This window comes from Asticcacaulis sp., from assembly GCF_051954415.1.
In the GTDB taxonomy this organism is placed as follows: Bacteria; Pseudomonadota; Alphaproteobacteria; order Caulobacterales; family Caulobacteraceae; genus Asticcacaulis.
The window spans coordinates 1-26,104 of the sequence record NZ_JBQCHT010000007.1 but is presented as its reverse complement, the minus strand read 5'-3'; the positions used below and the strand labels follow the sequence as shown (position 1 = coordinate 26,104).

Sequence of the window (26,104 nt, the reverse complement as noted above, 5' to 3'; positions counted from 1 at the left end):
TCCACCCCCTCAGATGCTTTATGGACATTTTATACAGCCTCCGGGGTATCGGCATAATAACCTTACGGGCAGGCGCGTAGAGTATGGTGAGGTGTCATTTAAAAGTGATAAAAAATCAAAGCGTTGACCTTTCTGGTCCGCAATTTTCTCAAATGCGCAGGAGATACCCATGGCCACGACCGGATCTTCCCAGACATCCCAGGACAAGGGCGCCAGCAAGGTAAAAAAAGGCGCGGCGGCACGCATTCAGCGCGACAACGATATCGACAATGAGCGAAATCGCGCCACCCACCAGGAAAGTCGGGATCGTGACGAACACAGGCATTTTCATGCGGCGGATACGCAGGATATCGAGCGCTCGCAATCTTCGGCCCGCGCGCAGAAACGCGAAAAAGGCTGGGAAGACAAGGACAGCGGCCGGGAGAACTGGCGCGGCGAAACCGCCGCCGACCGTAATTACACACATTCCGACTATTCGCACTATAACGACGACAGCCGCGCCTACCAGTCCTTCAGCCGCTCCGGCGGCAATCGCTCGTCCGGCAGTCGCTATGTCCAGATGGGGCATGGCGCCAACCGCCGCCCGGACGATGGTTATGGCGATCCAATGAACGAAGTGGACCGCCGCTATCTCAGTCATGAACGCGGCTCTTCCAGCGCCCGACCAGATGACCGACGCTGGCGTGAAGATGACCGGGGCCATTATGACGGCAACCGCGCCGAACGCGATCGGGATGACCTGAACGACCGGCAGAATGGCTGGCAGGCCAATGTCCGTGTCGACAATCGGGACGATGAACGCCGCCATCCCGACGATCGCCGCTTCCATAACAACTGGCGTGACCGGCAGTGGCGTGAAACCGCCTATCGCAGCGGTGCGCATGAGTGGCGCCCGAATGATGACTGGCGCAACGAACAGCGCAACGGCAGCGAATACGACCGTGACCGCGGTTCCTACGGTAATTCGCGCTTCCGTGACGATGATTACGGCTATCGCGCCTCACGTCCAGATGAACGCGATTACGGACACGAGGACGACCGCAGCGATCCGCGCCAGCCACGCGGCTACAGCGCCACGTCGGAGCGCGATTTCGAGGACCGAAACCCGTCTCGTGAATGGGCCCGAGAATGGGAACGCAACCCAACTCATACCGGCCGTGGCCGGCGTAGCTGAACCGACGGATTTCGTCCGTCAACCACAGGAGGAAAAGATGCACGTCAAGGATATCATGAGTACAGAGTTTCATATCGCCAGTCCGCAGACCACCCTGCGGCAGGCGGCGGAAATGATGCGCGATGGCGATTTCGGCTACCTGCCGGTCGGCGACGGCGTCAAGCTGAAAGGCGCGGTGACCGACCGCGATATCGTCATTCGCGCCGTGGCGGCAGGCATGGGACCGGATACACATCTGAGCGATGTCATGTCGGAAACCATTGTCTACTGCTTCGAAGATGATGACCTGCGCGAAGCCGCCGATGTGATGAAGCGCGAACAGATTCGGCGCTTGGCGGTGCTGAACGACAGCAAGCGCCTGGTCGGCGTCATCACGCTGGGCGATATCGCCCGCGCCGATGAGCAAAGACTGGCCGGCGAGATCGAGCTTCAGGTGGCCCAAATCTAGGCCATCAGGTCACTTATGAAGCCAGCCAGGAAAAAGACCGTATAGGCGCCGAACGCGGCCAGCCCGAGTAAAGACAGCCCAAGGCCTATCCAGGCGACGGCGTCCATTTCGGCGTGAACAGTGTTCGCGCGAACATTATGATGGTCGTTATAGATTTGCATATTCGCCTCCTGTAAATTCGGGGAGCCTGATCTTTTCTGTGTAATGTTGCAGTTGTGGACATCAGTCCCGAATATAAATCCGAGATAAGCCGAAAAGCGCCGGCGAGCGTTGACTTTTCGCGTAAAAAGCCGCCACCCTCGCCCTTCCAGATGCAAAGCAAGGGAACGCGGTTATGGCAAAGGTTACCGGCCTGTCGGGCAATGAAATCTACTGCATGGCGCTCAAGGGCTATTCTGCCGGCGAGCTTGTGGTGGGCAACAGCGTCAATTCCATGGGCTTCCTGGGTTCCCTCGGTGCCGGGCTGAACAATATCCTGGGCGGTGAAATCCCGCAGGTCACCCAGGCCATTCAGGACGGCCGGATGCACGCCTTCGCCCGTATGGCCAAGGAGGCGCAAAACCATGGCGCTTCCGGCGTGGCCGGCGTTTCCGGCGACCTGCGCGCCTTTTCCGGCAATACCGAATTCCTGTTTGTCGGCTCTTGCATCTTCTCAAAGACCGGCGGCGGCGAATTCTTCACCACCGCCGGCAATGCGCAGGAACTCTGGTGCCATATGGATGCCGGTTATCGACCTATACAGCACGTCTTCGGCAATATCGCCTACTCCATGGGCATAGGCGGCGGCTTCATCGGCGCGCTCAAGCAACTGGGCCGCGGCGAAATCTCGGAATATTCCGACGTCTTTAACAAGACCCGCCACAAGGCGCTCGATCGCATCACCGCCGCAGCCAAGGCGGACGGCGCCAATGCGGTGCTTGGCATCCGCACCACCATCCTGCCGTGGATGGGCACGCATGAAATGGTCATGACCGGCACGGCAGCGCATCATCCCGGCCTCGACAGCGGCCATGTCGTCACTTCCGACCTGACCGGCGAGGAACTGTGGTCGATGGCGAGCCTCGGCTACGCGCCGATGAAGCTGCTGATGTCGACCTCGATCTATTCGCTGGGCCTGGTCGGCGGCATCTTCTCAGCACTCAAATCCTTCGCCAAGGGGGAGATCAGCGAACTGACCTCGCTGGTGCATGACGCCCGCGAACACGCGCTCGATCGCCTGAAAGCCGAGGCTGATTCCATCGGGGCCGAGGAGGTTGTGGGGGTAAAAACCTACATCATCGAGATCGGCCAGGGCCTGATCGAGTTCATGGCCATCGGCACGGCCGTGCGCAAGGCATCCGGCATGGCGACCGCCACGCAGATGATGCCGGCCCAGGCCATCGTCCACGACAAGGACACCTGGATGGATTCGGATATGGGCATGTCATTGATGCGCCCGGCGGATAGCCAGGGGGCGTGAACCTACTCGGAAACCGAGGTCGACGCATCCGCCATCGCGGCTGGTTCGTCGGCCTTGACTTCCTTGAGTTCGAATCGTTTGGACATGAAATAATAAGCGACGCCCAGATGGACCAGGGCGACAACGATGATTATGCCGAATGCGATCAGGAACGCCGTCAGGCAGCCGTTCTGTTTCTTCATAATACCCCCCCCCCTTTGATTGTCATACTACCATAGCATAATGAATCACATTCTGCTCGCAGAAATTGCCGCCTGCACGACCTGTGCAGCGCACCTGCCGCTGGGGCCGAGGCCGGTGGTACAGGCCGCCGATCCGCGTGCAAAAATCCTGATCGTCGGACAGGCGCCGGGGCTCAAGGTGCATCTGACCGGCATCCCGTTCAACGATGCTTCCGGCGCCCGTCTGCGCGACTGGATGGGTGTGACGCCGGAACAGTTCTACGATCCGTCAAAAATCGCCATCATGCCGATGGGTTTCTGTTATCCCGGCCGAGGTAAAGGCGGCGACAATCCCCCTCGCCCGGAATGCGCGCCGCTGTGGCATGAGCGCGTGCGCGCCGCCCTGCCCGATATTAAACTGACCCTTCTGATTGGTGCATACGCGCAAAACTATTATCTCGGCTCTCGCCGCAAAGCCACTCTGGGGGAAAGCGTCCGCGCCTGGCGGAACTATATCGATGACGGCTACCTGCCGCTCGTCCATCCCTCCCCACGCAACCAGATATGGCTAAGACGCAATCCTTGGTTCGAGACGGAAATCGTGCCTTACCTGCGGTCCGCCATCGTGACAGCGCTGGCATAATTTACGCGACCTCGGTTCACGCTTTGTGGTAATAAGGGCGAAATAAAGACCGCATCCATGTTTGACCGTACACAGCGTTACCTGTTCGAAGATTTTGTCAGGGATACCCAGGCCGCCCAGACGGGTGAAGCCCTGTTCGCGTATCTGCAACGCAGTGTCAGCCAATATGGTTACGATCAGATGGTTTTCTCCATAGGGCACGACCCGCTTTTACCAAAAGCGCATCAGGGACCGAACATTTTCAATACCTATCCGGACGACTGGCAAAAGACCTACCTGGAAAAGGACTATGCCCGTCTCGATCCGGTGCTCCACGCCGCTCTTACGCATACGTCCGGCTTCACCTGGGAAAACCTGGAGGCCACCTCCAGCTACACCCCGGCCCAGACCCGCTTCATGAACGAAGCCGTCGATGCCGGCCTCAATAATGGCATAGCCGTGCCGATGCGGGCGCTGAAAGCCATTGGGGGTGTCGGCCTGGCCGCGACCACGGCTCATGATGGCGCCTACGTCCATCTCGACCTGATCAATGCCCTGTGCACCCAGTTTTACCTGTCTTACCGAAGGCTTTATGCCCGCCCGACGCCGACCGTAAACCTGTCTCCCAGGGAGACGGAAGTTCTGACCTGGATCGCCGCCGGGAAAACGGATGAAGACATAGCCGTCATTCTGGGCATCAGCCGCAACACGGTCGATACGCACCTGCGCAGTATCTTCCGCAAGCTCGACGCCACCAACCGGGTCTCCGCCGTGGTGACCGGATTGACACAGGGGCATATCTGTCCGTAGCGCCGTTGCGAATTTGCGCGCCCGTTTCTCAGCACCATGTTAATACAGAGCCGCTTGATGAGATTTGGCTCCATGTTTGATTCTGAACAGCGCTATCAGTTCGAGGATTTCGTCACCGACACCCGTCAGGTCGCGGCGGATGCGGACCTGTTTCGCCTGCTGAAAAAAGCCGTGGCGCAACATGGTTATGATCGCATCAGCCTGTGGGTGATCGATGACCCGGACCTGCCGCTGCGCGTGCATGGCCGCGGCGTCCTGCACAATTTCCCTGAAGAGCTGCGCGATTACTATAAGGAAAACAACTGCGATTCATATGATCCGGTGATGCAGGCGCTCAAGGTCCGGACCAGCAGCCTGGACTGGGAAACACATGAAAAGCGCTCTCAGTACAAGCCGGCCCAGACGCGTCTTTATAATGTCGCGCGCGAAGGCGGGCTGCATCATGGGGTATCGACCCCTGTATGGGGGCGCAACGGATTAATGGCCAGCCTGGGCCTGGCTTCGGCGGAAAAACACGATGCCACTCATGCGCCTACTCAGGCTAATCTGGATCTGATCGGCGCGCTGACAGCGCAGTTTTATCTCAGCTACAAACGGCTGAACGCCCGTGCTGTTTCCTCAGATCGCCCCGCCACAGGGGTTACACCCAAGGAAGCCGAGATCCTCAGTTGGGTGGCCTCGGGCAAGACCGACGCCGAAATCGCCATTATCCTGGGCATCAGCCGCAATACGGTCGATACCCATATGCGCCACGTCTTCGCCAAGCTGGGCGCCCACAGCCGTGTGACGGCTGTGGTCAAGGCCATCGCCGAGGGCATTGTTCATCCCTGACCCCGCCGGATCACGAATTCTCGTGATGGCGCGAAATAATGGACTGTGATTGTCTCATCTCGATGCGTAGCGTTTCAGAGGCGGACATGTCCAGCAGGGTTGAGTCGGGGAAAAAGTCTTTTCCAGAACCACTGACATATGACGAAACATGTATGGAGGTTCTTGAGCGGCTGGATGAACTGAAAAGCCTGGCGCTGCAAACAGGCGATCATGAACTGGTTGATGGCCTGGATTATGTTTTCGAGCGTTTCATCACACGCTATTGCGATTCCAAGCACGCCGAACTGAATGGCCGGATGCGCCGGCACTTCCTGCCGCCAAAGGCATATATGAATTAAGCCTGCCATTCAGGAGGCACCGCTCCGATTGGAGCTTGCACCGGGGGGCGCGGGGGGCCAGAATTGTCCGCACATACGGGAGGCAACCTATGTGCGGACAATTTGAGGCCGCCCTTTATCTGAATTTCCTGAAAAATACCCTTCACCTGCCCGACGCGCCGGACCAGATGGAATTCGGCCAGCCGTCAAAGGTTGTGCCGACCGGTGGCGCGCCGATCGTAATCGAAAATCCGGAAAGCGGCCGGCTGGAAATCATTCCGGCGCGTTTTGGCCTGATACCGCACTGGTATTCCGGCGTGTTGAAGGACTGGAAAGCCACCACCTTCAATGCCCGGCTGGATACGGTAAAGGAAAAGCGTGTCTTCCAGGGCGCGTGGAAATACCGCCGTGCCGTGGTGCCGGCCGATTGTTTCTATGAATGGTCGGGCGAAAGAAACGCCCGCCGCAGATGGCGAATCAGCCGCGCCGATAATCAGCCCCTGGCCTTTGCCGCCCTTTGGGACTGCGCAAACCTGGCGGAAGGCGAGATATGGAGCTTCAGCCTGCTGACGCGCGATGCCGGCCACGATATGGCGCCCATCCATAACCGCGAACCGGTTATCCTCGCCCCGGACCAATGGGATAACTGGCTTCGTCGCAGACCGGTCGATCTGATTGAAAGCGCGCCGCCGCTCAAACTGACCTCGGAGACACCTGCCCCGATTGATATCAATGGTGAATTGTTTTGATGGAAGAGTGATCCACAGATAAGCCAGATAAGCACAGATGAAGACAAGGCGCATGATACTTTATCTGTGCGTATCTGGCTTATCTGTGGATCACATATTTTGTACATCTCGCCAAAGAACTCGCGCTGGGAACGTTCCAGTTCCTCCACATAGCGGCGGTTGACGTACTTCTCCGTCAGCAACCCCAGGAGCTTGTGATCCTCATCCACCACCGCCAGGTCATCGACGCCGAAATGCTCGAAGACGCGCATGATCGCCGAAATATCCATGTCAGGCCGGACATAGACCTCGGTCTGGCGGGCCAGTTCACGCAAGGGGGTCAGCGTTTCCTGATTCTCGATCCACGCCTCGGCCGTCAGTACGATGCCGCGATAATCCCCTTTGTCGTCAACAAGCAGCACGCGGGAGGTCGAACCCAGCGGCACCTGTTCACGCATGGCCGCCACGCTCAGGCTGTCCGGCAGGGTCGTATGGTTCTTGCGCATCAGGCTTTGCGCGGTCAGGGCTTTGACCCAGCCGATATCACGGGCATTACGCACCGTCTCGCCGCGCAGGTGCAGACGCCAGGTTGAAAAGGAATAGCCGAAGCGTTCACGGATAATGGCGCTGGAACACAGAGCCGCGGTCACCACCGCCGCCGTCAGGTTGAAGTCGTGCGTCACCTCCAGCACCATCAGCGACATGGTCATCGGCCCGCCAACCACAGCAACGGCCAGGGCCGCCATGCCGACAAGCGACGCGTTGAGGATATCGAGGTCCGCCGCCGGATAGATCTGGTTGACAATCTGGGCGAAGGCAGCGCCAAGCAGCGACCCCAGAAACAGCGAGGCAAAAAACAGACCCCCGCGAAAGCCGAAGGCCAGGGAAATAACCGAGGCGCACAGTTTCAGGGCGAAAACCGCCAGCAAGGTCACCACCACGGCCTGCTGCGCCATATAAAGGTGCATGGCGCCGTGTCCGGAACTCAGGGCCTGCGGCGCGGCCCAGGCCACCGGGATAAGGAACAGCCCACCAATCATCGGCCGCCAGATATCGCCGATCGGCAGTTTGCGCACCACGGCCTCGACACTGGCCACCAGCCGGATAATGGCGATGCCGACACCCGCGCACAATGCCCCCAGAACGGCATAGAGCAGATAGCCGCTGATCTCGATGGTTTGCCCGACGGTCGAAGCAATGACGAACGGCTCGATATTCATCAGTTGCGCCGCCAGAACCGCCATCAGCGAGGCCGCCGCCACCGGCGCCAGCGCCGCTACGGTATAGCCGCCGAGGACCAGTTCAAAGGCGTAAAACGCGCCGGCCAAAGGCGCACCAAAGGCCGCGCCGATGGCCGATCCGGCTCCCGCCCCCACCAGGGTGCGCAGGGAGACCCGCTTGAGATCGAGCCACTGGCCGATTTTTGACGCGATGCCGCCGCCCAACTGGGCATAGGCCGCTTCCAGCCCGACCGAGGCGCCGAAGCCATTGGACAGGAAGGTCTGGAACGACACGATCAGGCTGTCGCGCAGGGGAATGCGGCCACCGTAAAGCGCATTGGCCTCGACCACGTCGATCGGCTGACGGGTGCGGCGTGGAAAGATGAAGCGCACAAGCCCCAGGGCCGCGCCGCCGAGCGGCAGGGCCACCAGGTGCCAGGGCTCTATATTCGGCAGGGCGCTCAGCCGCAGGTCGGGTGAAAAGCCATACAGAATGGATTGCAGCATATGGGCAAAGTGCCCCAGCAAGGCCGCCATGACACCGGCGAGCAGGCCGATGCCGCCGGCCAGCACGATGAACCACACTTCTGAGCCCTGAAGATGACGCTTGACCAGGGCCACGCCGCGCAGGACCGGCCGCTTGACGACCTTTCCCAGGATGTAATCACTCAGGTGCGGATTGGATAAGGACATGCTGGCTCACGACGCATACCGCTTCACCCTATGCCGGACACATGACCTTGTGAAGACAATTCGTGCCTGGAGCACCGATCTGAATGAATTAGATCGGCGATCCAAGCTTTTGTTTTAACGCGCATCTTAACCCAAAAAGTGCGTCACACTTTTTGGGATGCGCTTTAAGATCAATATCCTGCCGCTATTTGTCTTCGCCCAGCATCTCGCGGATATCCTGCGTCCACGGCAGGCATAGCGCAAAGGCCACGCTGAGCAGACCGACCGGCAGCCAGACGGCCGCGTGCCCCCACGTCAGGGTCGCCACCGCGCCCAGCAGCGCACCGCCGATAAAACAGACGCAGAGGCACAGGAAGAACAGCGACTCCCGACGCCTCTCCCGCCCTTCACCATAGATCAGCCAGGCAATGGTGGCGCTGGCGAAATGGCGCAGATTGGCGCTGGTGGTCACGGATGTGTAGGCAAATTCGCCCAGGCGGTAGAAGGCCGACGCCTGAAGCGCCGCCACGAAGGCAATGCCGGTGACCACCAGCATATCTGGCACGCTTTTCGGCAGGAAGGCGACAACCACCAGAAAGGCAATCTCAAGGCCGAGCGAGAAGCGTGCCTGCGATGGCAGAAGCGTGCACAGCGGCTTTTCCTTCAGCACCTGCGCTACGGCGACACCGCAGATATAGGCGGCGATCGGGGCCGCGAACGGCAGGACCAGACGCCCCTCCCCCTCGGCCATCCGAACGACCATCAGCACGATATTGCCTGTCATGGCATTGGCGAAGACGCCGCCATAACCGGCATAGGTGAAGGCATCGAGCATCCCCGCCGCCGCGATCAGCAGGGCCGCCACCGGCAGGGTGCGTTCAGGTCTTTTGCCGAGAAGGGTGTGATCGCTATTCATGCCCTCTTTTATGGTGAAGGCCGATCAGGCCGCAAGCAGGATATGAACCGCCTTTTTAGCCGTCTCGAAAACCGATGGCTTCTGCTGCATCTGGGCGGTCAGGGCCGCCCCCTGGAACAGCAGGCCGATCTGCCGGCCGGTGTCCAGCGGATTGGCAAGGCCGGCCTTCTCGCACAGCTCGATAAAACGGCCTTCGACATATTCCGAAGCCGCCCGCCCCCGTGCGGTAATGCCTTCATGCTTGCCGATATATTCCTGGCCCGCCTTCATCGCCAGACATCCCCGGCAGGTACGCTCCATCATCTCACGGCGCACATCGAACAGGGCCAGGATCTGCTCCCGCGGATCACCGCTGCGCGCCAGCGCCGGCTGGAAAAGATAGGTGTCGGTATCCTCGCCATACTGGTCCAGCACCGCCTCGATCAGGTCTTCCTTGGAGGGGAAGTACTTGTAGAGGGTGCGCTTGGAAATGCCGCTGTTAGCCATGACCGTGTCTATTCCGGTGGCATGAAAGCCGCCGTCATAGAAGGCATCATAGGCCTGGGCGATGATCTCCTGCTTCTTGGTGGGCGTGGCGGTGTCGGCCATGACAAAGTCTCCTTGAAAAATTTTCTATCACGTCCGCTTGACAATGTAAACCAATCTGTTTACCTATGGCGATGTAAACAGATCGGTTTACATATTTAAGAACGTCTCACGTTTTACCCAAAAAGTGGCAAACCACTTTTTGGCGCGAGGCTCACCTGCCGCCTGAACCGACGGCTATTCACAAAAGGAAGTTCGTCATGTCCTACGCTAATCAAGTTGTCCTCGTTTCCGGCGCAAACCGCGGCATCGGCGCCGCCACTGTCCGCGAACTGCTCAAGACCGATGTTAAGAAGATTTACGCCGGCGCCCGCCGTCTGGGCTCACTGCCCGATTTCGGTGACGCCCGCGTCGTGCCGCTGCAACTGGATATCACTGACCAGGCGTCAGTCGATGCGGCTGCAAAAGCTGCCAGCGACACCGATATCCTGCTCAATAATGCCGGCACCGCCGTCTTCGCCAACTTCATCGAAAGCCCGATTGAACTGATCAATGGCGACATGGACACCAACTATTACGGCACCCTGCGCATCATCCGCGCCTTCACGCCGGTGTTTGAGGCGCGCAAGTCCGGCACCATCGCCAATGTCATTAGTGTCGTCGGCCTGACCTCGGCGCCAGGCCTAGCCGGCTATTCCGCCTCCAAGGCCGCCCTGCAATCCCTGACCCAGACCCTGCGCGTCACGCTCAAAGGCTCCGGCATCAAGGTGCTCGGCATCTATCCCGGCCCGATCGATACCGATCTGGCCAAGGACATTCCGATGCAGAAAGCCACGCCGGAACACGCCGCCGAACAGATCGTCAAGGGCATCGCCGCCAATGAGACCTATATCTTCCCCGATCCGGTCGCCTTGCAGATAGGCCATCTCTGGGCCACGGACGGCAAGACACTCGATACGGCCCTGGCCGGTGAAGGCTAAACGACTAAGGCCGGGCGCAAGCCCGGCTATTTTTTAAAGGACAGCCACAGATGTCACAGATGGGCACAGATTGAGCTTCGCGCCTTTAGAATGCGGCACGGCGCTGTCTTTGGTTTTATGCAAAGAAATCTGTGCCCATCTGTGACATCTGTGGCAAAACCTTAGAAGAACACCGGTGACGGACGATCCAAATCCATCTCCCGCTGGACCTGTATCAACTCACGTTCCGCGCCGCGCAGACGCATCGCCGTCAGGACGCCGCTGTAATAAACGCCGGTATCGATCCCTATCCGCCAGCGCGTATTGGCCGGCACCTTGTGCGGCGAATGGCCATGCACCACCACATAGTCACACGCCTGAGCGGCGCGCAGGAATCGCCCACGGATATACATGAAGGTGCCGCCGTCCTGCTCCGCGAGCGGCCGGTCCGGATCAACGCCGGCGTGGACGAACAGGTAGTCATCCGACTGGAAGGATGACGGCATGGCGCGCAGCATGTCCAGATGCGCCGGATCGACCTTCGCCGCGAACCGGCGGCTGACCTCTTCCCAGATTTCCATGGACCGCGCCATATAGGGCATGACCACGCCGTAGGAATCGAGCGTCGCCGCCCCGCCCCAGTCGCGCCAGGTATCGCCAAATTCAGGCTCATCGAGGAAGCGCAGCAGGGCTTCCTCGTGATTACCCATCAGCGCCACCACATCGCACCAGTCCGCCGCCAGCAGATGCCCGACCCGATCCAGAACCTGGCGCGAGGCCGGCCCACGATCGACATAATCCCCCAGCAGGACAATGCGCGGCCGCTCACCCAGCCCTTCCGCGTCAGCCCGGATTCGCTCGATCATTTGGCCGAACAGGTCGTCATAACCGTGGATATCGCCGATAGCGTAGGTCAATTGTGCAATGCGGGAGGTCATGCGCCCTATATAGGCAAGGGTCAGCCGGTTTCAAAGTAAAGTCTTCATGGCTTCACTAAGCGGCGTGCGCGGCACCTCTCCGATCACCTCGGCCAGGCGCGGTTCTTCCAGCGCGTGCGGCACATCCCACAGATAGAGCATTTCCAGCGCCGCCCGCATGAAGGGATCAAGCAGGGCAATCAGCGAAAACATAATGCGCGGCATATGACCCACCGTCACCTTGCGTCCCAGGGCAAACCTCGCCGCCTCAGCCAGCCGCTTCGCCGAGACATTGTGGCTTTCGAAGTGGAAGACCTCATAGGCGCCAAGCGTGGTTTCAACCTCGGCCAGTTTGACGATCGTCGCCGCCAGATCAGGCAGAAAGGCCCAGGCATGGATAGTCGTCCTTTTACCCGGCGTGACAATCCGGCCCTTGCCGAGGTCTTTCGCCACCAGCGCCCCCATCCAACTCATCGGCGCCTCGCTGCCAAAAAAATCACCGGCACGGATGACGATGGTACGCAGGCGCTCGGCCTGAGCGCGTTCACGGAACAGGGCTTCGATCGAGACCCGGATACGGCCTTTCAGCGTATCGGCCGCGAAGGGCGTCTGCGGCGTCAGGACCGGCGGCATGGACGAGCCGAAATTATAGACGCTGCCGGGATAGATCTGGCGGGCATTCAGCGCCTCGCAGATATCGGCCGCGGCAGTATAGGTCGGCAGGGCCTTTTCCGCCCAGACCGGATAGGGGACGTTCAGGCCATTGAACACCAGATCGACCGGCCCCGTGGCCCTTGCCACCGCTGCCGCGTCGAACAGGTCGGCATGAATCGGGATGATCCCCTCGCCCGCCGTCTTGCCGGCGCGCACCAGGCCCAGCACCCGCCAGCCCTTATCGAGAAAGGCCCGCGCCACCACCTTGCCGATACCGCCATTGGCGCCCAGAACCAGAACCGTCTTCATGTCATCTCTCCTTGCATTGACAGGATGAGATTTATTCCATTTAATTACGCATATAAATTGCCGATATTTAGATTATAAATATTCAAATATGGATAGAATGATATGCTCGACTGGACCCTGCTTCGCGCCTTTCTCGCCGTAGTCGATACCGGATCACTGTCTGCGGCGGCCGCGCGGATCGGCGCCACTCAGCCGACCCTGAGCCGTCACATCAGGCAACTGGAAACCGCCATCGGCACACCGCTTTTCCGCCGTTCGGTCAAGGGCCTGGCCCCCACCGAGGCCGCGCTCGGCCTGGTGGATGATGCCCGCGAAATGGGCCGTGCCGCGCAAAGCCTGGCGCTCAAGGCGCAGGGCAAGGCCGAGACCCTGAGCGGCACGGTGCGCCTCACCGCTTCGGTGGTCGTGTCCAACCTGATCCTGCCGCCGATCATCGCCGACCTGAGACGTGAGGAGCCGCTGATCCAGGTCGAGATCGTCGCCTCCGACGCCTCGCAAAATCTCCTGCGCCGCGATGCCGATATCGCCCTGCGCATGTTTAACCCAACACAGAATGCCCTGATCGCCCGTAAGCTGGGAGACACGCCGCTGGGAGTCTATGCCACCAGGGACTATCTGGCGCGCAAGGGCCGGCCGGATACCATGCTGGACATACTCAATCACGATGTCATTGGCTTCGATCGGGCTGACGACATTATCAAAGGCTATGCCGCCATGGGGTATCCGGTGACGCGTCACCAGTTCCCCGTGCGCACCGACGACCAGATGGTGTGTTGGCACCTGTTGCTGGCCGGCGCCGGGATAGGGTTCGCGCAAGACCTGCTGGCCGGTGTGCAGCCGAACCTTGAAAAACTCGACCTCGGCATGGCCCTGCCCGCCCTGCCCGTCTGGCTGGTCATGCACGAGGAGGTGCGCACCAATGCCCGCATTCGCCGCGTTGCCGATTTCCTGGCCGGCCGCCTGACGGCCCTTCTTGGCGCAAGGGCCTAGACAGGGCAGTCGACAAAGTATATGGGAGCCAATATATTGGAGCCGATATATCTATGTCCTCGCCCACCGATCCGCAAATCGTCATGGATTCCCTGCGGCGAATCGTCCAGGCCCTGCGCCAGTCGGCCACGCACAGCGAACAGGCAACCGGCCTCACCGCCGCGCAACTGCTGGTACTCAAACGCATCCAGACGCATGAGGGCCTGTCAGTCAATGAACTGGCCGCCGCGACCTTCACCCACCAGAGCACGGTGTCCGAAATCGTCACCCGCCTGGAAACGCGCGGCCTGATCCGCCGGGCGCGTGCCGCCACCGATGGCCGCCGCGTCGAGCTCTACCTGACCGAGGCCGGCCAGGCGGCGCTCACAACCAGCCCGGTCAGCGCCCACGAAAAGCTGATGCAGGCGGTCGCCAACCTGCCGCCTCCGACTCTGGAAAAACTGGCCGCTGGCCTGAATGCGCTGATCGAAGCCGCGCACCTGAACGAACATCCCGCCCGCTTCTTCTTTGAAGACAAGAGTACCCCTGATGAGTGACCACGAAATAAAGAACGCCTCCACCACGCCCGGCCTGCCGATTTCGCTGGGGATCGGTCCGGTCCTCGAAAAGGCCGATGTCGAACGCCATCCGCGCGCGCTTGACCGCCGCAGCCTGCTGATAGGCGTCCTGTGCATCGGTCTGGCCCTCATCATGACGCCGATCGCACGCGGCCTGATGGCGCTGATCGGCCTGATCACCAACCTGGCCTTTTATCAGCGCGTGGGTTTTGATCTTGTCTCGCCCGCCGGGCATAATCTCGGCCTGTTCGTGATCGCCGTACCAGTGATCGGCTCGCTGATCGTCGGCCTGATGGCGCGTTACGGCGCCAAGGCCATTCGCGGCCACGGTATCCCGGAAGCGATGGAGCAGCTCCTGACCAATGACAGCCGCATTCCGGTGCGCATGACCTTCCTCAAGCCGCTGTCCGCCGCCATCGCCATCGGCACCGGCGGCCCATTCGGCGCCGAAGGTCCGATCATCGCCACTGGCGGCGCACTCGGCTCCCTGCTCGGCCAGGTGATCCATGTCACGGCACATGAACGGAAAACCCTGCTGGCCGCCGGCGCCGCGGCAGGCATGACCGCCATCTTCGGCACACCGTTTTCCGCCATCCTGCTGGCCATTGAACTGCTGGTCTTCGAGTTTCGGCCGCGCTCCTTTATCCCCATCGCCCTGTCGGCCCTGACCGCCATCATGCTGCGGCCCTTCTTCTTCGGCACCGACCTGTTGTTCCATATCGCCACCTTCGCCCCGGCTTCGCCTATGGCTTTGATCGGCTACGCTGCCCTTGGCGTCATCATGGGCCTGTTCGCTGTCGTCATCGCCAAATCGACCTACCTGATTGAGGATCTGTTTGAACGCTTGCCGATCCACTGGATGTGGTGGCCGGCCATCGGCGGCCTGGTTGTCGGGCTGATCGGCCTGTGGGAACCGCGCGTCATGGGCGTCGGCTACGATAATATCGACCGAATCTTAAGCGGCAACTTCCTCGGCATCGCCCTGCTCACCTTCTGCCTGCTGAAATTCATCGCCTGGTCGATCGCGCTCGGCAGCGGGACATCCGGCGGGACGCTTGCGCCCATTTTCACCATCGGCGGCGGACTGGGGGTTTTGACCGCGCAGATGTTCGAGGCAGTGCTGCCATCGCTGGGCATTGACCTGCGCATGGCCGGACTGGTCGGCATGGCCGCCTGCTTCGCCGGGGCATCCCGCGCCCTCTTCGCATCGGTGCTGTTCGCTCTGGAAGTGACGCAGCAGATCAACACCCTGCTGCCGCTTCTGGCTGGCTGCTGCACCGCCTTCATGGTCTCGGCCTTCGTCATGAAAACCACCATCATGACGGAAAAGCTGGTCCGGCGGGGCCACCATGTGCCGTCGGAATATACGGCGTATGGCCCGCAAACCCCGGCACAACCTTGAACGCACCAACGTAGCAACAATTTAATGTAAGCAATTTTTGCGAAGCTTATGAATTTAAAGCTTTATTTCCGCAAAATTCTGCGTATGCCTTAAAGAAAACAATCCGGGGCAAGAGGCATATGGACGCCAAGGTATTTCTCGACAGACGCGGCGTGTGGGCGTTCGGACTGGGCTGCGTATGCGTCACCATCGGCGTTTTGCTGCACCTGCCGATGTTCTGGATGGGCAAGGACATGGGGTTCGCCCTGGCCGGGATGCCGATGGACAACAGCATGTTGTTCGGCATGTTCCTGATCGTCGCCGGCATCGGTATTGCCGCCTATGGCCTGCTGCCCAAAGGCGTCGACGCACAGGTCAAGTCGGCAGCGCGCATCGCTGTCGCCGCGCCGGAGGACGCCAGGCTCGGTCCCGCCCACGCCCTGCTGATGCTGGTTCTGGTCGTGGCCCTGATTATCGATGTCATGAAGCCCGCCTCGCTTGGGTTTGTCATGCCGGGCCTGATCAAGGAATACGGCGTCAGCAAGGCGGAAGCCTCGCTTGTGCCCTTTTTCGCCCTGATCGGCACGGTCACGGGCTCGATCCTGTGGGGCATCATCGCTGATATTTACGGCCGCAAGGCATCAATCCTGCTGTCCGCGGTGGTCTTCGTCGGCACTTCGATCTGCGGCGCCATGCCGTCGCTGTTGTGGAACGAGATCATGTGCTTCCTGATGGGCGCCGGCGCCGGCGGTATGTTGCCGGTCACCTACGCCCTGCTGGCCGAAACCATGCCGTCGCGCCATCGCGGCTGGGCACTGGTGCTGGTCGGCGGCCTCGGCGCGGTCGGTGGCTATTTCGCCGCGTCGGGCTTTTCGTATCTGCTGGTGCCGACCTTCTCGTGGCGCATCCTGTGGCTGATCAATCTGCCAACTGGCCTCATCCTGATCCTGATGGGCGGAATGATCCCCGAATCGGCCAAATTCCTGCTGTCGCGCGGCCGCGATGAGGAAGCGCACAAGATCATGGCGCGCTTTGGCACGGTCAGCCACAAGCTGGCGGAGAACGAGGAAGATACCGACGACACCTTCGCGCACCACCATTCAAAGCACGATGGTACCGAGCCGAAACTGTGGACACCGGGCCTGATCGGCAAGACGGCCGCTCTGACCATCGCGGCGCTGGCCTGGGGCCTGATCAATTTCGGCCTGCTCCTGTGGCTGCCCAATGATCTGGTGGCCAAGGGTTATTCCATGGCCCTGTCATCGAAACTGCTGGCCGAATCGTCGCTGATCGCCTTCCCGACCGTTTTTGTCTGCACCTGGATCTACAGCCAGTGGAGCACCAAATGGGCCTTCACCACTATGGTCACCATTACGCTTGCCGGGCTGATCTGGGTGCTGCTGCTGGAAACCGGCAAGGGCGGCAGTCCGGTCCTGCCGATCGCGCTGTTGATCATCGGCTCGAACGGCATCCTGGCCATCCTTCTGCCCTATGCGTCGGAAAGCTACCCCCTGGCAATCCGCGGCCGCGCCACCGGCTGGATTGCCGCCTGCACCAAGGGCGGCGGCGTGCTGGCCCAGACCCTGAGCATCACCGCCCTGGTGCCGCCGCTCGGGATTGCGGCCGGCATGATCATCTTGCCGATTGTCGTCACCCTGGGGCTGTTCGTCAAATACGGCACCGAAACCAAGGGCCTCGACCTGCGCCAACTGGAACGCCCGCAAAAGAAGTAGCGCGATCCCGCATCCTCGCTTAATGTAATTCAAAATAAGAATTACATTGGGGAGTGATATGCGTCTGAATCTGAAGGCGGTCGTGATCGCCAGTTTGGCCGGACTTTTGTTCGGATTCGATACCGCCGTGATTTCCGGCGTCACCCACGCCCTGCGCGATGTCTATCACCTCGATGACCAGGGGCTGGGCCTGGCTGTCTCCGTCGCCCTGTGGGGCACCTTCTTTGGCGCCCTGTTCATGGGCCGGCTGGGCGATGCCATCGGCGGACGCGACGCGCTGCGGATCATCGGCCTCATGTATATCGCCGCCTCGCTGGGCTGCGCACTGTCGCCTTCGCTTTCCCTGTTTGTCGTCTCGCGCTTTATCCTGGGCCTCGCCATCGGCGGGTCTTCGGTACTGGCGCCGGTCTATATTTCCGAGATCGTGCCGGCCGAACGACGTGGCGCCTTGGTCGGCCTGTTCCAGTTCAATATCGTCTTCGGTATCCTGCTGGCCTATCTGAGCAACTATCTCGTCGGCCAGATGATTACGGATGCGTCGGCCTGGCGCTGGAAACTCGGCCTGGCCGCCCTGCCCGCTGGTGCCTTCTTCCTGCTGCTGTTCACTATCGGCCAGAGCGCGCGCTGGCTGGTGGCCAAGGGCCGCATCGACGAGGCGGTCAAAAGCCTGACACAACTGGGCATTAGCGATACCGCCGCCACGATCGCCGATTTCCAGACATCCGATATTGGCCAGGGCAGGCTGAGCTGGTCCAGGCACAAGAAGCCGATCATTTTCGCCATCCTGCTGGCCCTGTTCAATCAGTTCACCGGTATCAACGCCATTCTCTATTATCTCAACGATATCTTCGCCGCCGCGGGCTTCAGCGCGGTCTCGGCCGACCTGCAAAGTGTGGCCGTGGGCGGCGCCAACCTGGCCGCCACCCTGCTCGGCATGGCACTGATCGATCGCTTCGGCCGCAAGAAACTGCTGACCACGGGCGCGATCGGCATGGTGGCGGCGCTCGCCGGCGTGACCGTCATCATGGCCACCGGGCAAGGGCAAGGCTTCCTGCTGGCCCTGCTGATCCTGTTCATCGTTTCGTTCGCGGCATCTCAAGGTGCGGTGATCTGGGTCTATCTGGCGGAGATTTTCCCGACGCCGGTGCGAGCGCGCGGCCAATCGCTCGGCAGCGCCACCCACTGGATCGTCAACGCCGTCATCTCGGCCGTCTTTCCGCTGGTGGCCGCCCATACCAGGGCCCTGCCCTTCGCCGTTTTCGCAGCGGCGACCCTGATCCAGTTTATCGTAGTGTCGAAGTTCTTCCCCGAAACCAAGGGCGTCGAACTGGAAGATATGGAAAAGGCGCTCTAACGCTGGTCAGCGGCTTTATAAACAGCACTCCGATCACGTCGACCAACGGCAATCACCAAAATCAGGATTTCGCTGTCACGGACTTCATAGACCAAACGGTAACCAATACTCGCCAGCTTGATCTTGTAACGGTCTTTGGCCCCGCTGAGCTTGGCCGCAGGTACGTGCGGGTTTTCCAGTCGTTCCGCCAGTTTTTTCTTGAATTGCTGGCGGGTATTCGCGTCCAGCTTGCGCCATTCCTTCAAGGCTTCGTCAAGTAAGGCCAGTTCATAGGTCATTAAACGAGACCTTGATGACTTTTTGCCCCTGACGCGCATCAGCCATGGCATTCAGTTCCAGGTCTTCGAGGCGATCCATCATGACTTCGTAAAGCGCTGCGGGCACACAATAAAAGGCCGGCGTATTATGATTGAGGATAGCCACGGCGCCCCCCTCACCGGTATCAACCGTTGCCATCGGATTCTTCTTGAGTTCAGATATGCTGGCAGTCATAGTCGACAGAATTGCACTCGCCACGGTTCGCTCCCTCTAAATTAAGACCTGTATTTAGCGCTAAATTTAGATAAATTCAAGATGACAAACAACCCTTCAATATCCGACACCACGCTCGATGCCTTTGTCGCCAGATTGCCCAAGGCCGAACTGCACTTGCATATCGAGGGCTCTCTGGAGCCGGAGCTGATGTTCGGGCTGGCGCAGCGCAACGGCATCGACCTGCCCTACGCATCGGTCGAAGAGCTGCGTGCCGCCTATGACTTTTCCAATCTGCAGGATTTCCTCGATATCTATTATACGGGCGCCAATGTGCTGCGCACCGAGCAAGACTTCTATGACCTCGCCATGGCCTATTTCCGCCGGGCGGCGGCTGATAATGTCCGCCACGCCGAGATATTCTTTGATCCGCAGACCCACACCGATCGCGGCATTTCTTATAGCTATGTCATCGAGGGCCTGAGCCGCGCGGCCAAGGACGCCGAAGCGCTGGGTCTGTCGGTGTCGCTGATCCACAGCTTCCTGCGCCACCTGTCCGAAGAGGCCGCCTTTGAGAGCCTGGCCATGGCTGTGCCGTATCTCGATAAGATCATCGGCGTTGGGCTGGATAGCTCCGAGGTCGGCCACCCGCCATCAAAGTTTGCCAATGTCTTCGCCAAAGCGAAGGAACTGGGGTTGATGCTCTGCGCCCACGCCGGCGAAGAAGGCCCGCCGGCCTACGTTTATGAGGCGCTGGATATCCTGCATATCGATCGCATCGACCACGGCAACCGTTCACTGGAAGATCCTGTACTCGTCAGGCATATCGTCCGTGAGGGCCTGACATTGACGGTCTGCCCGCTCTCCAATCACAAGCTGTGCGTGGTGAAGGATCTCGACGACCACCCGATTCCCGACATGCTGAAAAAAGGCCTGCGCGCCACGATCAATTCCGACGATCCGGCCTATTTCGGCGGTTATGTGAACGACAATTTCCTCAGCCTGACCCGTCGCGGCCTGATCGACCGCGGGGATTGCCTGACCCTGGCGCGTAATTCGATCACCGGGTCTTTCCTGAGTAATGAGCGGAAAGCGGACTTAATCGCTGAAATAGAGGCGTTCGCGGCGGAACACTGACGGCACCGCTTCCGCCACGGTCGGCAGATCATCGGGCAATTCCGGCGGCGCATCCTCTAACACCGGGCCGGGTGGAAGGGGTGAATAGGTCCGGCGCGTAACCGGCCTGGCGGGTGTGGTGAGCAGCGATCCGAAAGCGGCGCTGGCGGTTACGGCCAGGCCGCCGCCAACCAACAGACAAAAGGCCAGACGCAGACTGCCCGGATCGCGGTATTGATAATAAAGACCACACAACACGGCGAAACTGACCATCCAGGCGATCAGGCTGCCGCGCACCGGATAGTCCGGCGCAATCTGGCGCGCCAGCAGCGAGGTAAAGAGGTATAGCCCCTGCAGATAGATATGCAGGCCGATGATCCAGCCGCCCGCGCGCCAGGCATTGGCCCAGTAAAGTCCCCAGTCGCCATTCATGAAGGTCTGCGTCATGAAGGCGGCATCAGCGAGATTATTGCCCAGGGTTTCGCGCATCCCGGCAACAAATGAGTCGAAATCGACATAGCTCTGGGCGGATACAGGCAGCAGGAATTTTACCGCCAACAGCAGGGCAATCGCCAACTGCCACTCGACCAGTCTTTCACCCAGCCAGAGGATAAAACGCCTGAAGGTCATTATGCCGCATCCGCAAACATCCGGTCATTATACCGGGACGCGTCCTTAAACACCATAACGTGTGTGGCCGCGCTTGCGGGCATTACGGAAGCGCGGCGGTTCATGATCAGTGCGTCGCGTCTTCCATGCCCTTGCCGACGGCGGTGATATCCTTGCCGACACCCTGAATGGTATGGCAGGCGGACAGCACGGGCAGAAGGGCAATAACAGCGACCAGGGCGAGACGTTTCATGGTGTATTCCTCAGATTGAACAGCTTGCGAGCCTGACTCGCAATTGCGGCGAATTTACGGGAAATCCGCGGACCTGCAAAGAGCCTGACAGCAAAGTGCCCATGACACGCGGTGTCACGGGCACAGGCTTTTCACGATCCGGAAAGTCTTAGTTGCTGGCGGCGCTTTCCATGCCCTTGCCAACGGCGGTCACGTCTTCGCCGGCGCCCTGAATGGTATGGCAGGCGGCCAGGATCGGCAGGATGGCGATAACGGTAAACAATGCGAGGCGCTTCATGTCATATATCCTTCTCAGATTAGGTGGCATCAGGCGCCACGTAAGGTCAGAATTGAGTTTTGCGCATAAGGATTCAATGAGCGCGTCTTATGGATAAAATCATGGCGACATCCGGCAGACATGGCGCATCCGGCCGTAAAAGGTTAAGAGGCCTCCTATGAAAGACCCGATTGTCATTATTGGCGCCGGCCCGGCTGGGCTGATGGCCGCCGAGATTTTAAGTGCCGCCGGAAAGCAGGTGGAAATCTACGACCGTATGCCCTCGGTGGCGCGCAAATTGCTGATGGCCGGGCGCGGCGGGCTGAACCTGACCCATTCCGAACCGTTCGAGCGCTTTGTCACCCGCTACGGCAAGCGCGCCCCTCTGTTGAAGCCAGCGCTGGATGCCTTTACGCCGAAAGACCTGCGTACCTGGGCCGATGGGCTGGGCTCTGAGACCTTTGTCGGCACATCGGGGCGGGTATTTCCGAAAGCCATGAAGGCCTCCCCCCTGCTGCGCGCCTGGCTGAAACGGCTGGAGGCGCAGGGTGTGGTTCTGCATACCCGGCATGAGTGGCGCGGGTGGCAGGACGGGGCGCTTTTGTTCAATGACGATGTGCGGGTAACACCGGCAGCGACCATATTGGCACTGGGCGGGGCAAGCTGGCCCAGGCTGGGCGGTGATGGCGGCTGGACCGGTTTGCTGGCGAACAGGGGCGTTGAGATCGCCCCTTTTCAGCCGGCCAATGTCGGTTTCCAGACCGCATGGAGCGCGCATTTCGCCAACAAATTCGCTGGTGAGCCGCTGAAGAATATCGCCGTTAAATTCGCCGGCCGTGAAGTGAAGGGCGAACTGATGCTGACCCGCACCGGGCTTGAGGGGGGCGCCATTTATGCCCTCAGCGCGGCCTTGCGCGACGCCATTGCGGAGGACGGACATGCTGATCTGGTCATCGACCTGCGCCCCGACCTGTCAGCCGACCAGGCGATCAACAAGCTGAAACGTGCCTCGCCTAAGGATTCCCTGAGTAACCGCCTGCGCAAGGCGCTCAACCTGTCGCCGGCAGCCATTGCCCTCGTGCATGAAAAGCCAGGCGCGGACTTCAAGACGGTAACGGTGCGCCTGACCGGCGTGCAGGGACTGGAACGCGCCATCTCCTCCGCCGGCGGTATCCGGTTTGAGGCCCTGACGCCGGATTTTGAACTAAAGGCTTTGCCGGGTGTCTATGCAGTCGGGGAAATGCTCGACTGGGAAGCGCCCACCGGCGGCTATCTCCTGCAGGCCTGTTTCTCGACCGCGGTTGCGGCGGCACGGGCAATATCAGGCAAGTAAGCAACCCCACCCCCAACGCGCAAATGCGCGTCGGTCGCAGAGCTGGCGAAATGCTGGGGTTCCTCCTTACAATAATCTTTTCAATTGCATGTCGCTGGACATGAAGCATCAGTCTCGTAAAACTTAATTATCAGGCGTCACTGGCACGACGCCAGCGCCCCCTTCGCCATAATAAGACCAGCATAGCTACCACCGTCCTCTTGACGCGAGGCCGGTTTCGTTGATACCGCTAACATATTGCGCCGTCAGATGCGCCTTGTTGCAAGAGGAAATGCCATGAAACCGATCGCCCCTCGTGCGGTGCGCTGGCTTATGTCGGCCGCGCCCTTCGCCCTTACTACCGCGCTCACCGCGACCATGCTGGTCGTTTCGCCGGCCACCGCCGCACCGCAAACGCCCGCAGCCTGCCAGGATGCCCCCTGCCCTTTCACCGATGCCACCCTGTCTCCTGAAGCGCGCGCCCGTGACCTGATCGGCCGCATGACGCTCGATGAGAAGGCACAGCAACTGGGCCATATCGCACCGGCCATCCCGCGCCTGAACGTGCCCGAATACAACTGGTGGAACGAAGGTCTGCACGGCGTGGCGCGCGCCGGCATCGCCACCGTCTTCCCCCAGGCCATCGGCATGGCGGCCTCGTGGGATCCGGACCTGATGCACACGGTCGGCACCACGGTTTCGATCGAGTTTCGCGCCAAATATGCCGAACGCGTCCATGCCAACGGCGGCACCGACTTTTATCGCGGCCTGACCGTCTGGTCGCCCAATATCAACATTTTCCGCGATCCGCGCTGGGGCCGCGGCCAGGAAACCTATGGCGAAGACCCCTTCCTGACCGGCCGCATGGGCGTCGCCTATATCACCGGCCTGCAGGGTGACGACCCGGCCCATCCGCGCGTGATCGCCACCGCCAAGCACTTCGCCGTCCACAGCGGCCCTGAGGAAGGTCGCCATCAGCAGGACATGAAGCCGTCGGCCCATGACCTCGAAGACACCTACCTGCCGGCCTTCCGCGCCGCCGTGACCCAGGGCCAGGTGCAATCGGTGATGTGCGCCTACAATGCCCTCTATGACGTGCCGGCCTGCGCCAGCACCGAACTGATGCAGAAGCACCTGCGCGGCGACTGGGGCTTCAAGGGCTATGTCGTTTCCGATTGCGGCGCGGCCGCCAATATCTATCGCCAGGACAGCCTGCACTACACGAAAACCGCGCCCGAAGCTGTGGCCGTGGCCTTCAAGGCCGGCATGGACCTGATCTGCGGCGACTACCGCAACAATATGACGACCGAGCCGGAAAACATCGTCGCCGCCGTCAAGTCCGGCCTTTTGCCGCAGGATGTCGTCGACAGGGCGTTGGAACGCCTGTTCACCGCGCGCTACCGCCTGGGCCTGATGGACCCGGTCTCGGCCTCGCCCTATGCCAGCATCACGCCGGCCGATTACAACACGCCGGAACACCGTGCCACGGCGCTCAAAATCGCCCAGGAATCCATCGTCCTCCTCAAGAACGACAACAATCTGCTGCCGTTTAACGATGCCATCAAAACCATCGCGGTGATCGGCCCCAACGCCGACAGCTACGACACGCTCGTCGGCAACTATTACGGCCGCCCAACCGCGCCGGTGACCGTGCTCGATGGCCTCCGCGCCCGCTTCCCCAACGCGAAGATCATCTATGCCGAAGGCACCGGGCTGATCGGCCAGGCCCAGCCGCCGGTGCCGGATGACGCCCTGTGCCTCGATGCCAGATGTGCGAAACAGGGCCTGAAGGCCGAATGGTTCACCACGCATGAGCCTTCAGGCTCCCCCGCATCGACCCAGACCGTGGCCAATGCGACGGCAAGCTGGAGCGCGGTCGACAAGGACAGTTCGGCGCGCTTCACCGGCTATATCAAGGCGCCGCAGGACGGCGAATACAGCTTCCGTTATGCCAGCGAAAACGGCTACCGCATCTGGATCGGCGACAAGCTGATCGTCGATGAATGGGGCGTCGGCGATGCACCGTCGATCGCTTCCGGCAAGGTCACCCTGAAAGCCGGCACCATCTATCCCATCAGGATCGAAGCCTTCCAGCGCGATGCCACCGGCAACCAGCGCCTGGTATGGAGCACGCCAACCAATAATGGCGATGACGCCGTGGCGGCCGCCAAACAGGCCGACGCGGTGGTCTTTGTCGGCGGCCTGTCGGCACGTATCGAGGGCGAGGAGATGAAGGTCGAGGCGGCGGGTTTCGCCGGTGGCGACCGCACCAGCCTGGACCTGCCCGCGCCGCAGCAAAAACTGCTGGAACGCGTCTCGGCCACCGGCAAGCCCGTCGTCCTGGTTCTTATGAACGGCAGCGCGCTCGGCATCAACTGGGCCAAGGCGAACGTGCCCGCGATCGTCGAGACCTGGTATCCGGGCGGTGACGGCGGCACGGCCGTGGCCGGCGCCCTGGCAGGCGATTTCAGCCCGGCGGGCCGCCTGCCCGTGACCTTCTATAAATCCGCTGACCAGTTGCCCGCCTTCACCGATTATTCGATGACCGGCCGCACCTATCGCTATTTCAAAGGCGATGTCCTCTATCCGTTTGGTTACGGCTTGAGTTACACGACCTTCGATTACAACGACGCTGCCCTTTCCGCACCGGCTATCAAGGCCGGCGATGCGGTAACGGCACAGGTCAAGGTCACCAACAGCGGCGGCCGCGACAGCGACGAAGTGGTGCAACTCTACGTTAAAAAGCCCGGCGACAGCGCCAATCCCGTTCTCGCGGGCTTCCAGCGCATCCACCTGAAGGCGGGCGAAAGCCGCACAGTCAGCCTGGCACTCGATGCCCGCGCCCTGTCGCAGGTCGACGATAAGGGCGCTCGCCATGTTCTCCCCGGCCGTTATGATATCAGCCTGGGCGGCGGCCAGCCGGCCTACGCGAAGACCGTGTCCTTGCCGTTGACCGTCACCGGCGAGACCGAGGTAGCGCCGTAGGCAAGAGCCAGGTCTTACTCCCGAACAAACCGCAGGGCAGGTATTGCGCCCCGCCTTGCGGCTTTTCTTTTGGAACAAATACTCCGCCGGGCATCTTCGGCATAGGACTGCAGGTTTATGGCGCACACGCGCTCGCCTGCAGTTTTGAGTAAACATTCATCATATGTTCAGTCTAAGCCAGTGACCAAACTAAAAAAGCCCCCATATCGGGGGCTTTTTTAGTATGGTTGCGGGGGCCAGATTTGAACTGACGACCTTCAGGTTATGAGCCTGACGAGCTACCGGGCTGCTCCACCCCGCGTCACCAAGTGTCGGGCGTTTGAGCGCCGCCCGGCATTTTACGTTTGTCTGTGTGGCTTATGGCC

Annotated in this window: 28 protein-coding genes, 1 tRNA gene and 1 pseudogene; 17 read left to right on the top strand and 13 right to left on the bottom strand. The window is 60.6% G+C overall.

Annotated elements, in window-relative coordinates; genetic code table 11:
• Window positions 1–169: 169 nt before the first annotated feature.
• Window positions 170–1,174: a hypothetical protein gene (locus ACTHND_RS02045; protein ID WP_440175617.1), complete on the top strand. Its 1,005-nt coding sequence runs from the start codon at window positions 170–172 to the stop codon at window positions 1,172–1,174.
• Between the two features lie 37 nt (window positions 1,175–1,211).
• A complete protein-coding gene (locus ACTHND_RS02040) occupies window positions 1,212–1,622 on the top strand; it encodes a CBS domain-containing protein (protein ID WP_440175616.1) in 411 nt (136 codons plus the stop codon).
• On the opposite strand, the gene ACTHND_RS02035 is transcribed toward ACTHND_RS02040, so the two are convergent.
• On the bottom strand, window positions 1,619–1,783 hold the full coding sequence (locus tag ACTHND_RS02035; RefSeq protein ID WP_440175615.1) for a hypothetical protein: 165 nt from the start codon (window positions 1,781–1,783) through the stop codon (window positions 1,619–1,621). The genes ACTHND_RS02040 and ACTHND_RS02035 overlap by 4 nt on opposite strands.
• 173 nt (window positions 1,784–1,956) lie before the next feature.
• On the opposite strand from ACTHND_RS02035, the gene ACTHND_RS02030 reads away from it, so the two are divergent.
• The gene (locus ACTHND_RS02030) at window positions 1,957–3,081 is read left to right on the top strand and encodes a heavy metal-binding domain-containing protein (protein WP_440175613.1); all 1,125 of its coding nucleotides are present in this window, start codon (window positions 1,957–1,959) and stop codon (window positions 3,079–3,081) included.
• Window positions 3,082–3,083: 2 nt separating this feature from the next.
• Here the strand turns inward: ACTHND_RS02030 and ACTHND_RS02025 are convergent, their stop codons facing one another.
• On the bottom strand, window positions 3,084–3,263 hold the full coding sequence (locus tag ACTHND_RS02025; protein WP_440175612.1) for a hypothetical protein: 180 nt from the start codon (window positions 3,261–3,263) through the stop codon (window positions 3,084–3,086).
• A 40-nt stretch (window positions 3,264–3,303) separates the two neighbouring features.
• Between ACTHND_RS02025 and ACTHND_RS02020 the strand changes: the two genes are divergently transcribed.
• The 5 genes from ACTHND_RS02020 to ACTHND_RS02000 all read left to right on the top strand — a co-directional run bounded on the left by ACTHND_RS02020 (window position 3,304) and on the right by ACTHND_RS02000 (window position 6,571).
• Window positions 3,304–3,885, top strand: coding sequence for a uracil-DNA glycosylase family protein (locus tag ACTHND_RS02020; protein ID WP_440175610.1), 582 nt, complete (start codon window positions 3,304–3,306; stop codon window positions 3,883–3,885).
• Between the two features lie 57 nt (window positions 3,886–3,942).
• Complete coding sequence (locus tag ACTHND_RS02015; RefSeq protein ID WP_440175609.1) at window positions 3,943–4,674, top strand: helix-turn-helix transcriptional regulator; 732 nt, start codon at window positions 3,943–3,945, stop codon at window positions 4,672–4,674.
• Between the two features lie 72 nt (window positions 4,675–4,746).
• Entirely contained in the window at window positions 4,747–5,505 is a 759-nt protein-coding gene (locus tag ACTHND_RS02010; protein ID WP_440175608.1) for a helix-turn-helix transcriptional regulator, read from the top strand.
• Window positions 5,506–5,657: 152 nt separating this feature from the next.
• Window positions 5,658–5,843 (top strand): hypothetical protein, encoded by a 186-nt coding sequence (locus ACTHND_RS02005; protein WP_440175606.1) that lies wholly within the window; start codon window positions 5,658–5,660, stop codon window positions 5,841–5,843.
• 89 nt (window positions 5,844–5,932) lie between these two features.
• The gene (locus ACTHND_RS02000) at window positions 5,933–6,571 is read left to right on the top strand and encodes an SOS response-associated peptidase (protein ID WP_440175605.1); all 639 of its coding nucleotides are present in this window, start codon (window positions 5,933–5,935) and stop codon (window positions 6,569–6,571) included.
• Window positions 6,572–6,741: 170 nt separating this feature from the next.
• On the opposite strand, the pseudogene ACTHND_RS01995 reads toward ACTHND_RS02000, so the two are convergent.
• The 3 genes and pseudogenes from ACTHND_RS01995 to ACTHND_RS01985 all read right to left on the bottom strand — a co-directional run.
• Window positions 6,742–8,277: pseudogene (locus tag ACTHND_RS01995) on the bottom strand (chloride channel protein); the annotation flags it as partial.
• A 370-nt stretch (window positions 8,278–8,647) separates the two neighbouring features.
• Window positions 8,648–9,358, bottom strand: a complete 711-nt coding sequence (locus tag ACTHND_RS01990; RefSeq protein WP_440175604.1) for a YoaK family protein — start codon at window positions 9,356–9,358, stop codon at window positions 8,648–8,650.
• A gap of 24 nt (window positions 9,359–9,382) precedes the next feature.
• Window positions 9,383–9,946 (bottom strand): TetR/AcrR family transcriptional regulator, encoded by a 564-nt coding sequence (locus ACTHND_RS01985; protein ID WP_440175603.1) that lies wholly within the window; start codon window positions 9,944–9,946, stop codon window positions 9,383–9,385.
• 197 nt (window positions 9,947–10,143) lie between these two features.
• Between ACTHND_RS01985 and ACTHND_RS01980 the strand changes: the two genes are divergently transcribed.
• On the top strand, window positions 10,144–10,863 hold the full coding sequence (locus ACTHND_RS01980; protein WP_440175602.1) for an SDR family NAD(P)-dependent oxidoreductase: 720 nt from the start codon (window positions 10,144–10,146) through the stop codon (window positions 10,861–10,863).
• Window positions 10,864–11,024: 161 nt separating this feature from the next.
• Here the strand turns inward: ACTHND_RS01980 and ACTHND_RS01975 are convergent, their stop codons facing one another.
• The gene (locus ACTHND_RS01975) at window positions 11,025–11,780 is read right to left on the bottom strand and encodes a metallophosphoesterase family protein (RefSeq protein WP_440175601.1); all 756 of its coding nucleotides are present in this window, start codon (window positions 11,778–11,780) and stop codon (window positions 11,025–11,027) included.
• 30 nt (window positions 11,781–11,810) lie between these two features.
• Window positions 11,811–12,722: an NAD-dependent epimerase/dehydratase family protein gene (locus ACTHND_RS01970; RefSeq protein ID WP_440175600.1), complete on the bottom strand. Its 912-nt coding sequence runs from the start codon at window positions 12,720–12,722 to the stop codon at window positions 11,811–11,813.
• Between the two features lie 102 nt (window positions 12,723–12,824).
• On the opposite strand from ACTHND_RS01970, the gene ACTHND_RS01965 reads away from it, so the two are divergent.
• From ACTHND_RS01965 to ACTHND_RS01945, 5 genes are all read left to right on the top strand, one after another.
• Window positions 12,825–13,712, top strand: a complete 888-nt coding sequence (locus ACTHND_RS01965; RefSeq protein WP_440175599.1) for a LysR family transcriptional regulator — start codon at window positions 12,825–12,827, stop codon at window positions 13,710–13,712.
• Between the two features lie 53 nt (window positions 13,713–13,765).
• Window positions 13,766–14,248: a MarR family winged helix-turn-helix transcriptional regulator gene (locus tag ACTHND_RS01960; protein ID WP_440175598.1), complete on the top strand. Its 483-nt coding sequence runs from the start codon at window positions 13,766–13,768 to the stop codon at window positions 14,246–14,248.
• Window positions 14,241–15,671, top strand: a complete 1,431-nt coding sequence (locus ACTHND_RS01955) for a chloride channel protein (protein ID WP_440175597.1) — start codon at window positions 14,241–14,243, stop codon at window positions 15,669–15,671. The genes ACTHND_RS01960 and ACTHND_RS01955 overlap by 8 nt, the downstream gene beginning before the upstream one ends.
• Before the next feature lie 119 nt (window positions 15,672–15,790).
• Window positions 15,791–17,383 (top strand): MFS transporter, encoded by a 1,593-nt coding sequence (locus tag ACTHND_RS01950; protein WP_440175596.1) that lies wholly within the window; start codon window positions 15,791–15,793, stop codon window positions 17,381–17,383.
• Window positions 17,384–17,441: 58 nt separating this feature from the next.
• Window positions 17,442–18,737: a sugar porter family MFS transporter gene (locus ACTHND_RS01945; RefSeq protein WP_440175594.1), complete on the top strand. Its 1,296-nt coding sequence runs from the start codon at window positions 17,442–17,444 to the stop codon at window positions 18,735–18,737.
• On the opposite strand, the gene ACTHND_RS01940 is transcribed toward ACTHND_RS01945, so the two are convergent.
• Entirely contained in the window at window positions 18,734–19,015 is a 282-nt protein-coding gene (locus ACTHND_RS01940; protein WP_440175593.1) for a type II toxin-antitoxin system RelE family toxin, read from the bottom strand. The two genes, ACTHND_RS01945 and ACTHND_RS01940, sit on opposite strands and share 4 nt — an antisense overlap.
• Window positions 19,005–19,193, bottom strand: a complete 189-nt coding sequence (locus ACTHND_RS01935) for an antitoxin (protein ID WP_440175592.1) — start codon at window positions 19,191–19,193, stop codon at window positions 19,005–19,007. The genes ACTHND_RS01940 and ACTHND_RS01935 overlap by 11 nt, the downstream gene beginning before the upstream one ends.
• Before the next feature lie 117 nt (window positions 19,194–19,310).
• Here ACTHND_RS01935 and ACTHND_RS01930 point away from each other — a divergent pair, with 117 nt between their 5' ends.
• Entirely contained in the window at window positions 19,311–20,345 is a 1,035-nt protein-coding gene (locus ACTHND_RS01930; RefSeq protein WP_440175591.1) for an adenosine deaminase, read from the top strand.
• Here ACTHND_RS01930 and ACTHND_RS01925 read toward each other — a convergent pair.
• From ACTHND_RS01925 to ACTHND_RS01915, 3 genes are all read right to left on the bottom strand, one after another.
• Window positions 20,307–20,954: a hypothetical protein gene (locus ACTHND_RS01925; protein WP_440175590.1), complete on the bottom strand. Its 648-nt coding sequence runs from the start codon at window positions 20,952–20,954 to the stop codon at window positions 20,307–20,309. The two genes, ACTHND_RS01930 and ACTHND_RS01925, sit on opposite strands and share 39 nt — an antisense overlap.
• Before the next feature lie 106 nt (window positions 20,955–21,060).
• Window positions 21,061–21,186: an entericidin gene (locus ACTHND_RS01920; RefSeq protein WP_440175589.1), complete on the bottom strand. Its 126-nt coding sequence runs from the start codon at window positions 21,184–21,186 to the stop codon at window positions 21,061–21,063.
• Window positions 21,187–21,334: 148 nt separating this feature from the next.
• Window positions 21,335–21,463, bottom strand: coding sequence for an entericidin (locus tag ACTHND_RS01915; protein ID WP_440175587.1), 129 nt, complete (start codon window positions 21,461–21,463; stop codon window positions 21,335–21,337).
• A gap of 157 nt (window positions 21,464–21,620) precedes the next feature.
• Between ACTHND_RS01915 and ACTHND_RS01910 the strand changes: the two genes are divergently transcribed.
• Window positions 21,621–22,775 (top strand): NAD(P)/FAD-dependent oxidoreductase, encoded by a 1,155-nt coding sequence (locus ACTHND_RS01910; RefSeq protein ID WP_440175586.1) that lies wholly within the window; start codon window positions 21,621–21,623, stop codon window positions 22,773–22,775.
• Window positions 22,776–23,051: 276 nt separating this feature from the next.
• Window positions 23,052–25,739, top strand: coding sequence for a glycoside hydrolase family 3 C-terminal domain-containing protein (locus tag ACTHND_RS01905; RefSeq protein WP_440175585.1), 2,688 nt, complete (start codon window positions 23,052–23,054; stop codon window positions 25,737–25,739).
• Between the two features lie 224 nt (window positions 25,740–25,963).
• Here ACTHND_RS01905 and ACTHND_RS01900 read toward each other — a convergent pair.
• Window positions 25,964–26,040 (bottom strand) — tRNA-Met (locus ACTHND_RS01900).
• Window positions 26,041–26,104 lie beyond the last annotated feature (64 nt).

Excerpts from the sequence above, each read along its gene's own strand:
- ACTHND_RS01980 (WP_440175602.1), top strand. The coding sequence starts at position 10,144 with ATGTCCTACGCTAATCAAGTTGTCCTCGTTTCCGGCGCAAACCGCGGC.
- ACTHND_RS01970 (WP_440175600.1), bottom strand. The coding sequence starts at position 12,722 with ATGAAGACGGTTCTGGTTCTGGGCGCCAATGGCGGTATCGGCAAGGTG.
- ACTHND_RS01930 (WP_440175591.1), top strand. The coding sequence starts at position 19,311 with ATGACAAACAACCCTTCAATATCCGACACCACGCTCGATGCCTTTGTC.
- ACTHND_RS01915 (WP_440175587.1), bottom strand. The coding sequence starts at position 21,463 with ATGAAGCGCCTCGCATTGTTTACCGTTATCGCCATCCTGCCGATCCTG.
- ACTHND_RS02045 (WP_440175617.1), top strand. The coding sequence starts at position 170 with ATGGCCACGACCGGATCTTCCCAGACATCCCAGGACAAGGGCGCCAGC.
- ACTHND_RS02015 (WP_440175609.1), top strand. The coding sequence starts at position 3,943 with ATGTTTGACCGTACACAGCGTTACCTGTTCGAAGATTTTGTCAGGGAT.
- ACTHND_RS02030 (WP_440175613.1), top strand. The coding sequence starts at position 1,957 with ATGGCAAAGGTTACCGGCCTGTCGGGCAATGAAATCTACTGCATGGCG.
- ACTHND_RS02005 (WP_440175606.1), top strand. The coding sequence starts at position 5,658 with ATGGAGGTTCTTGAGCGGCTGGATGAACTGAAAAGCCTGGCGCTGCAA.
- ACTHND_RS01905 (WP_440175585.1), top strand. The coding sequence starts at position 23,052 with ATGAAACCGATCGCCCCTCGTGCGGTGCGCTGGCTTATGTCGGCCGCG.
- ACTHND_RS02010 (WP_440175608.1), top strand. The coding sequence starts at position 4,747 with ATGTTTGATTCTGAACAGCGCTATCAGTTCGAGGATTTCGTCACCGAC.
- ACTHND_RS01945 (WP_440175594.1), top strand. The coding sequence starts at position 17,442 with ATGCGTCTGAATCTGAAGGCGGTCGTGATCGCCAGTTTGGCCGGACTT.
- ACTHND_RS02000 (WP_440175605.1), top strand. The coding sequence starts at position 5,933 with ATGTGCGGACAATTTGAGGCCGCCCTTTATCTGAATTTCCTGAAAAAT.
- ACTHND_RS01935 (WP_440175592.1), bottom strand. The coding sequence starts at position 19,193 with ATGGCAACGGTTGATACCGGTGAGGGGGGCGCCGTGGCTATCCTCAAT.
- ACTHND_RS01990 (WP_440175604.1), bottom strand. The coding sequence starts at position 9,358 with ATGAATAGCGATCACACCCTTCTCGGCAAAAGACCTGAACGCACCCTG.
- ACTHND_RS01965 (WP_440175599.1), top strand. The coding sequence starts at position 12,825 with ATGCTCGACTGGACCCTGCTTCGCGCCTTTCTCGCCGTAGTCGATACC.
- ACTHND_RS02025 (WP_440175612.1), bottom strand. The coding sequence starts at position 3,263 with ATGAAGAAACAGAACGGCTGCCTGACGGCGTTCCTGATCGCATTCGGC.
- ACTHND_RS01910 (WP_440175586.1), top strand. The coding sequence starts at position 21,621 with ATGAAAGACCCGATTGTCATTATTGGCGCCGGCCCGGCTGGGCTGATG.
- ACTHND_RS01950 (WP_440175596.1), top strand. The coding sequence starts at position 15,791 with ATGGACGCCAAGGTATTTCTCGACAGACGCGGCGTGTGGGCGTTCGGA.
- ACTHND_RS02040 (WP_440175616.1), top strand. The coding sequence starts at position 1,212 with ATGCACGTCAAGGATATCATGAGTACAGAGTTTCATATCGCCAGTCCG.
- ACTHND_RS01940 (WP_440175593.1), bottom strand. The coding sequence starts at position 19,015 with ATGACCTATGAACTGGCCTTACTTGACGAAGCCTTGAAGGAATGGCGC.
- ACTHND_RS01960 (WP_440175598.1), top strand. The coding sequence starts at position 13,766 with ATGTCCTCGCCCACCGATCCGCAAATCGTCATGGATTCCCTGCGGCGA.
- ACTHND_RS02035 (WP_440175615.1), bottom strand. The coding sequence starts at position 1,783 with ATGCAAATCTATAACGACCATCATAATGTTCGCGCGAACACTGTTCAC.
- ACTHND_RS01920 (WP_440175589.1), bottom strand. The coding sequence starts at position 21,186 with ATGAAACGTCTCGCCCTGGTCGCTGTTATTGCCCTTCTGCCCGTGCTG.
- ACTHND_RS01985 (WP_440175603.1), bottom strand. The coding sequence starts at position 9,946 with ATGGCCGACACCGCCACGCCCACCAAGAAGCAGGAGATCATCGCCCAG.
- ACTHND_RS01955 (WP_440175597.1), top strand. The coding sequence starts at position 14,241 with ATGAGTGACCACGAAATAAAGAACGCCTCCACCACGCCCGGCCTGCCG.
- ACTHND_RS01925 (WP_440175590.1), bottom strand. The coding sequence starts at position 20,954 with ATGACCTTCAGGCGTTTTATCCTCTGGCTGGGTGAAAGACTGGTCGAG.
- ACTHND_RS01975 (WP_440175601.1), bottom strand. The coding sequence starts at position 11,780 with ATGACCTCCCGCATTGCACAATTGACCTACGCTATCGGCGATATCCAC.
- ACTHND_RS02020 (WP_440175610.1), top strand. The coding sequence starts at position 3,304 with ATGAATCACATTCTGCTCGCAGAAATTGCCGCCTGCACGACCTGTGCA.